The following is a 5,620-nucleotide window of genomic DNA, read 5'->3' on the forward strand; positions in this document are numbered from 1 at the left end:
GGATGGTACTCTATTCTCCAGGGGCAATTGTACACAGCGATGCCGGGGCAGAGCGGAACCGTCATGACGCTCAACAACCTGGCAGGTTTTGTGGGGGGGTTAGCTCCGTTTGCACTGGGTTTGGTTGCTCAACAGTATGGTTTGCAGCCGACGATGTGGATATTACTTGCAGCACCCATTGCCTTACTAATTGCGCTTTTTTAAATCCTTTACCACTGGCAGGCGTTGCATCCATTTCGCACTCTTGCCACTGGTAAAGAATAGGATTGTACCAACGGGCGTGTATTTGCAATTTAGGGGATGTTCCCGTTACCCACAGCTCAACTGGTTAACACGATCGTTGATCGGGCGATCGCTATCCAAGAACTACAAGCTGCTCTCAAAATTATTGCCACCTTACAGCAGCAGTTTCACTAATAATTTTACAGTCAAAACTAGAGCTGATTGAGGGATTGATTCATCTAATCTAGTTTTAAAGACTAGATTACACAATCGGAAGCGTTACCACAAACTCTGTGCCTCGTCCCCATTCAGAATTGACTTCGAGCGTTCCTCCGTGCTTTTCAACAATAATTTGATGAGCAATCGTTAATCCTAAACCTGTTCCTTTTCCAACAGGTTTAGTCGTGAATAGATGGTCAAAAATGCGTTGCTTGATATCTTTCGTCATCCCCATGCCATTATCTGCAATTCGGACTGCAACCTGATGTTCATCTTTCATTTCGGTTTGAATAATAATATGGTTGGGATTTTCTTTAATCGCTTCATAGGTGTGACCCAAGTTCGCTTCTTCCACTGCGTCGATTGCATTTGCCAAAATATTCATAAATACCTGATTGAGTTGTCCTAAATAACACTCAACTTTAGGAATTTCACCATAATTTTTAATGATTTGAATTGCTGGACGATAATTCTGAGCTTTCAAACGATGTTGCAAAATCATCAAGGTACTCTCAAGTCCCTCATGGATGTCAACTGATACCTTGTAATCTACATCAGCACGGGAGAATGTTCTAAGGGATGTACTAATGTTGCGAATTCTATCGATTCCTGTATGCATAGATAAGAACATTTTTGGTAAATCTTCTAGAAGATATTCAAGATCAATCTCTTCCGCTTTTTGTTCAATTTCTATGCCAGGATTTGGAAACTTGGCTTGATAAAGACGTATATAATCAACCGCATCTTTAACAGCAAGACTCGCTTGCTCTAAATTGCCAGAAATACAACCAACTGGATTATTAATCTCATGAGCAATACCAGAAACTAACTGACCAATTGTAGACAGCTTTTCATTCTGAATTAACTGCAATTGCGTTTTTTTTAGTTCTTGTAACGTGCAGGTTAGTTCGGCTGTGCGTTTTTGAACAATTTCCTCAAGTTCTTGCTTTTGTTGTTCAAGTTCTAAGCTCAAACGGCGAATTTTTAAATGGGTTTGAATCCGAGCAAGTGCTTCTTCATGACGGAAGGGTTTTGTAATATAATCTACTGCTCCTAAATGTAATCCCTTCACTTTGTCTGTGGTATCTGTCAGCGCCGTCATAAAAATTACTGGAATGTTTTTTGTAGACGGATCGAGCTGCAATTTACGGCAGGTTTCAAACCCATCAATTCCTGGCATCTGGACATCTAGCAAAATCAAGTCTGGCGGATAGTTCTTAGCTTGCTCAATTCCACTAAAACCATCCATTTCTACCAAAACTTCATAGCCAGATGAACCCAAGGCGTTATATAATAATTCTAGATTAGTTGGATTATCATCAACCACTAAAACGATTTCGCGATCGGAATTAAATAACATTTTATAACTGCTCCTTTTTTGACTATTGGTTTATTCATGAAGATAAAATACGGGGCAATTAACCTACAGTTTCTAGAAGAAATTTGCGAATTTTGTGAATATTAAATTCTTTCACTAACAAACTTAATTTGTTGGCAAACGGCTGATAACTTTCATCTAGTTGGGCAAGTCTTTCCAGTTCTTGTTGGATGCCTTTGATTTGTCCTCGCTTGGCATATTCCAGTAGGCTCGACAGTTCAGATAGGGGTGGCACAGCGAGTTCGGTTGGGGTTGCGTTTGCGAAGGGCGTTGCGATCGCACGTTCAATAGGTTTTGCATCGGCATAGATCCAGTCCAGGTGCAGATGTTTTGCCAAGAGGCGATATAGTTCCTCGACTTGCACGGGTTTAGCCAGAAAATCGTTGCCGCCTGCTGCAAGGCTTTTACGGCGATCGGCATCATACACGCTTGCCGATGACACAAGGACTGGCAAATCTTTTAACGTTTCTGACTGGCGCAGCAGCGCGAGCAAATCCCAACCATTCAGGGTAGGCATGATCAGGTCAGTAATGATTAAATCTGGTTGAACTTGATGCGCCTTTTCCAACCCCTCCCGTCCGTTGCTGGCTTCAATGACGGTGAATCCCAACGGTTGCAGCAAGTTAACCATGACCGAGCGATTTTCCCATCGATCGTCCACAATCAAAATGCTTTTGCGATCGCCCGAATAACCAGAAATTCGCCCCCTGGAAATGTTGCTTACTATTGAGTTCGTCGAGAAAGCACACTCGATCTCAAGCTCAAAGGTACTACCGACCTTCGGTAAGCTCTTAACGTAGATGTCCCCTCCCATGAGTTCGACAATTTTTTTGGCGATCGCAAGTCCCAATCCAGTCCCCTCCGCTTGTCGCTTGATATCGCCAACCTGCTCGAAGGGGAGAAAAATTTGCTCTAGTTGTTCGGGTAACATCCCAATACCCGTGTCTTCAACCGCAAAGCGAAGCTTCGCGAACGCTGGTTGCTGCGGATTTTCAGTCACCTCCACTCGGAATGTCACGCTACCGGCGTCGGTGAATTTAATCGCATTGCCCAAGAGGTTCAGCAACACTTGCCGCAAGCGTTTCTCATCGGTAGCGATCGCTGTGGGCAAATTATCGGGTGGCTGATAAATGAACTGAATGCCTTTTTGCTCGGCGCGAATGCGGCAAATTTCCTCGACTCCTTGCAGGAAGCCAGGTAGATGTAAATCGCTCAAATGCAGTTCCATCTTACGCGCTTCGATTTTAGAGAGATCGAGTACGTCTTCGATCAGCGTTAGCAAATGAGAGCCGCAATTATAGATAATGTCGATGCCGTGTTGTTGCTGTTCGGTAAGATTGGGGGCAGCAGAAAGAACTTGAGCATACCCCAGAACACCGTTAAGGGGAGTGCGTAGTTCGTGGCTCATGTTGGCAAGAAATTCACTTTTCGCTTGGTTGGCAACTTCGGCAGAATTTTTCGCCTCATTGAGTTCAGTCGTCCGTTCTTCAACTCGTTGCTCTAATTCATCATTCGCTTGCCGAAGTTTTCTTTCTGCCTTGCGGTTTTCATTTGTCACCGCAGAGATGACAAATGTGGTGATAGCAATGACACAAATAAACGATTGCAGCAGGATCAGCGATTCGTTGGGAGTGGCTTGTTTGGCGAACGAGCCGAAGCCGCGAACGGTTCCAAAAACTGCGATCGCTGACACAATTAGCACGAGTAGCGTTGATACCCGCGCTTCAAACCGAAATGCCGCCCAAATCAGGGGGGGAATTACCATGTATTCGATTGGGTATCCTCCCGAAAAGGCAATATGATCGAGCGCGATTACCCAGACCAATACAAATACAAATTCGAGAATTTGTTGCTTGTCGAATTTTTTAAATTCAGATTTTTGCCACCATGCCAGCAATAGGGGTGTAACGACCAAAATTCCCGTGGTGTCTGATGCCAACCAGGTTCGACACACTTCTGCAAATGCTGTCCAGGGCGCAATCCCCCTGGTGCAAAGCGTGACGGCAGCCAAGAGGGAACTAATCAGGGGGGTGGGGATAGTCAGGATGATAAATTTAAAAACATCTTGCGATCGCTCTAAAAAATTGTGGCGTTTGATATAACGATTAATTAAAAAAGTCCCGCTGAATGGAGTAATCAGGTTGACAGCGGGAATAATTAGACTGATTAAAAGATTGTTTGGGAAAAAAAGAATATGACTAACAATGAAATCACTCACAAATAAAATCGGCCAGACGCGATAGCCTAGTAGCAGCATCGCTGCCAAAAAGACACCGAGTGAAGGCCAAAATACGGAGGCACCATTTACAAAGGTCGTGGATAATCCTACGTATCCTAAATAGAGGTGAACAATCGGAATTACCAGCGCTGCTGTCAAAAAAGTGCGATCGAGTTTAACTGGGAATTTCTGCGTTATCGACATCGGCTGCATTTCCTGTCTCCGCGCACAGACCATAAGAGCAGCAAACTTCTAGGAAGGCTGCTACCTTTATAGTTCCCAAATTAAATTTGAAGTTAACAGCGGGTGAGATCGAGTTGGTGCCCGTGCGATCGCAAGTTGATTGGCGTTATGTTACCAAAGTATGTCCATCTGAATATTGACCCCTGTAAGGTCTAGGGCTAATATATCCATAGTTTATTGTCTCAATCTCATGCTTCCACGGCAGCAATCTCTACACCACTCCACTAGCCAACTACTAGGGCTAGGGCTGCTGCTGCGCCTTGGGCGCAAATAATTTTTTACCACTTAAACCAAGTTTTTCCCTTTCAAGCCTAAATCTCCTTGCCTACGCGGGCAAGTGCGGCATTGCCATTCATTCACCAATTTTTTGGAGATTTTTATGCGACTTCATACAGCACTTGAGATGTTACTGCGACTGTTGGTGGGTTGTCAGGATTGGTCTGCGTCGCAACCTGGCAACTCCTTATTTAACTCGATTGCGATCGCCACAGCATCTCACAAACCCCAAAAATATAGGAACCATCGATCGTGTTGAAGCATCCCGGAACCAAATATCGTTCATTTGCCCCCATTAACTTACCCGACCGCACTTGGCCCTCGAAAACCATTACCCATCCTCCCATCTGGCTGAGTACCGATTTGCGCGATGGCAACCAGGCACTAATCGAGCCGATGCACGTTGAACGCAAGTTACGTCTGTTTAAGCTTTTAGTCGAGATTGGGTTCCAAGAAATCGAAGTTGCATTTCCCTCCGCTTCACAAACTGACTTTGATTTCGTCCGCCGCCTGATCGAGCAGCAATTAATACCCGATAACGTCACAATTCAGGTTTTAACCCCTGCCCGCGAACATCTAATTCGTCGTAGCTTTGAAGCATTGCAAGGTGCAAAAAGAGCGATCGTGCATCTTTACAATGCCACCTCTCCAGTCTTCCGCCGCACCGTCTTTAATCTCGATCGCGCGGGCACTATCGAGATGGCAACATCCGCAGCGCAACTGATGAACGAACTTGCCACAGCGCAACCGGAGACTGATTGGTATTTCCAATATTCGCCAGAAACCTTTACGGCGACTGAACTGGATTTTGCTAAAGATATTTGCGATGCAGTTCTGGATGTTTGGCAACCCACACCGCAGCACAAAGCAATTATTAATTTGCCTGCAACTGTTGAAGTGGCAACGCCTAATGTATTCGCAGATCAAGTCGAGTGGATGCATCGTAACTTGGCGCGACGGGATAGCGTAATTTTGTGCGTCCATCCCCATAACGATCGCGGTTGTGGTGTTGCAGCCGCAGAACTGGCGCAGATGGCAGGTGCGGATCGAGTTGAAGGCTGTCT

At 45.1% G+C, this 5,620-nt stretch carries 3 protein-coding genes and 1 pseudogene; 2 read left to right on the top strand and 2 right to left on the bottom strand.

The window, feature by feature from the left end; genetic code table 11:
• Positions 1 to 204 (top strand): annotated as a pseudogene (locus tag H6F50_RS23515) (MFS transporter); the annotation flags it as partial.
• A 280-nt stretch (positions 205 to 484) separates the two neighbouring features.
• On the opposite strand, the gene H6F50_RS23520 reads toward H6F50_RS23515, so the two are convergent.
• Together H6F50_RS23520 and H6F50_RS23525 are read right to left on the bottom strand one after the other, a co-directional pair.
• The gene (locus H6F50_RS23520) at positions 485 to 1,801 is read right to left on the bottom strand and encodes a response regulator (protein ID WP_190430561.1); all 1,317 of its coding nucleotides are present in this window, start codon (positions 1,799 to 1,801) and stop codon (positions 485 to 487) included.
• Between the two features lie 58 nt (positions 1,802 to 1,859).
• The gene (locus H6F50_RS23525; RefSeq protein WP_242029187.1) at positions 1,860 to 4,241 is read right to left on the bottom strand and encodes an MASE1 domain-containing protein; all 2,382 of its coding nucleotides are present in this window, start codon (positions 4,239 to 4,241) and stop codon (positions 1,860 to 1,862) included.
• A 567-nt stretch (positions 4,242 to 4,808) separates the two neighbouring features.
• Here H6F50_RS23525 and H6F50_RS23530 point away from each other — a divergent pair.
• Positions 4,809 to 5,620 (top strand): 2-isopropylmalate synthase (locus tag H6F50_RS23530; protein WP_190430562.1); only part of this gene is annotated, 812 nt, incomplete at its 3' end.

Source organism: Coleofasciculus sp. FACHB-712 (assembly GCF_014695635.1).
GTDB lineage: Bacteria > Cyanobacteriota > Cyanobacteriia > Cyanobacteriales > FACHB-T130 > FACHB-T130.

Bases quoted from the DNA above. Each gene is read 5' to 3' on its own strand.
- H6F50_RS23520 (WP_190430561.1), bottom strand. From the start codon at position 1,801: ATGTTATTTAATTCCGATCGCGAAATCGTTTTAGTGGTTGATGATAAT.
- H6F50_RS23525 (WP_242029187.1), bottom strand. From the start codon at position 4,241: ATGTCGATAACGCAGAAATTCCCAGTTAAACTCGATCGCACTTTTTTG.